Source organism: Kitasatospora sp. NPDC091257 (genome assembly GCF_044757675.1).
Lineage (GTDB): Bacteria > Actinomycetota > Actinomycetes > Streptomycetales > Streptomycetaceae > Kitasatospora > Kitasatospora lactacystinica.
Genome location: NZ_JBIVVI010001579.1, coordinates 1 through 1,699, shown reverse-complemented (window position 1 = coordinate 1,699; position 1,699 = coordinate 1). Strand labels below are relative to the sequence as shown.

2 protein-coding genes are annotated in these 1,699 nt (G+C 74.3%); both read left to right on the top strand.

Features of this window, described 5'->3' with window-relative positions:
• Window positions 1-297 precede the first annotated feature (297 nt).
• Entirely contained in the window at window positions 298-759 is a 462-nt protein-coding gene (locus ACIQOV_RS40435; RefSeq protein WP_401055998.1) for an Lrp/AsnC family transcriptional regulator, read from the top strand.
• A gap of 153 nt (window positions 760-912) precedes the next feature.
• Window positions 913-1,699, top strand: a 787-nt coding sequence (locus tag ACIQOV_RS40430) for a helix-turn-helix domain-containing protein (protein WP_401055996.1), incomplete at its 3' end; no start/stop codon positions are given.

The window sequence follows — 1,699 nt, the reverse complement described above, 5'->3', positions numbered from 1 at the left end:
CACGGGGGTGTGGCTGGAGGGTGGCGCCGGTCCGACCTGCGCGCAACTGTTCCGTTTCCTCCTGGTCAAGCTGTGCCCCGGAACGGGAGAATCGGCCGCGCCGCTGTACAGAATGCCCACCACAGGACGGTGCCGTCGATGCCCCCCGCTCACGTCCCGAGCTCCCCCGGCTCGCCCAACTCCGCCGCTCCGCAGGGATCTTCCTCCGCTCCGCAGGGGTCTTCCTCCGCTCCGCAGGGGTCTTCCTCCGCTCCGCAGGGGTCTTCCGCCGCCCAGGCGGGCAGCACCAACGACGCCATCGACATCCTGGACGGCCGGCTGATCCGGCTGCTCGCCGAGGAGCCCCGGATCGGGGTGCTGGAGTGCTCGCGCCGGCTGCAGGTCGCCCGGGGCACCGTGCAGGCCCGGCTGGACCGGCTCCAGGCCAAGGGCGTGATCGGCGGTTTCGGCCCGGAGGTGGACCCGGCGGCGATCGGCTACCCGGTGACGGCCTTCGCCACCCTGGAGATCTCCCAGGGCCAGGGCGCGGACGTGCGGGCGCACCTGGCGAGCGTGCCGGAGGTGCTGGAGCTGCACACCATCACCGGGATCGGGGACATGCTGGTGCGGATCGTGGCCCGGTCCAACGCCGATCTGCAGCGGGTGATCGACCGGGTGCTGGGCTTCGACGGGATCGTCCGCTCGTCCACGGCGATCGTGCTGGAGAACCCGGTGCCGTACCGGATCCTGCCGCTGGTCGACCAGGCCGCCGCCGAGTAGGAGGATCGGATCGGTCCGACGCGCCGATTCGGGCATATGCGTGAGGCGCCGACGGCCGCAAGATTTCTATATGAACGTTCTACTACCTCTCGCGCCGCCCTCCGGTCCGCTGATACCCGCGGCAGCCGCGCCCCGCGCCGGGTCGGCCCCGGCATGACGAACGCGGTCGCGGCCGTCGGTACCGCCCCCACCCTCATCGCCTCCGCCCAGCGCGCCCTGCGCCTGCTGGAGGCGGCCGCCCGCTACCCCAAGGGCGCCACCGCCAAGCAGCTCGCCCGGGACACCGATCTCGCCCTGGGCACCGCCTACCACCTGCTGCGCACCCTGGTGCACGACCACTACCTGGAACGCCGCAGCGGGCTCTACCGGACCGGCCCCGCGGTCGCCGGGCTGATCCGGGACGACGGCCCGGCGACCGGCCGGGCCCGGCTCCGGACGCTGCTGGGCGTGCTCGCCGACGAACTGTCCGCCGCCGTCTACTTCACCTGGTACCGGCACGGCGAGGTGGAACTGGTCGAGGCCGCCGAGGCCCCCGGCGCGCCGCTGGTCGACCGGCACGACTTCCGGGCCGGCGCGCACGCCCACGCGGCCGGCAAGACCCTGCTGGCCCTGATGACGGCCGAGGAGCGCCGGGCCCACCTGGCCCGCTACCCGATGGTGCCGTTCACCCCGTACACCCTGCGGGACCCGGCCTGCCTGCCGCTGCTGCCGCGCCAGGGCCCGCGGCGGGCCGTCCCGATCACCCAGTTCCAGGAGTACGCGCTCGGCACGGCGGGTGCGGCGGTGCCGGTCGTCGCGGGCACCGGCATCGGCGCGATCTCGGTCTCCCTGCCGATGGCCCAGGCCCACCGGCTGGCCGGGATCGCCGCCCGGTTCCAGGAGTACGCGCTCGGCACGGCGGGTGCGGCGGTGCCGGTCGTCGCGGGCACCGGCATCGGCG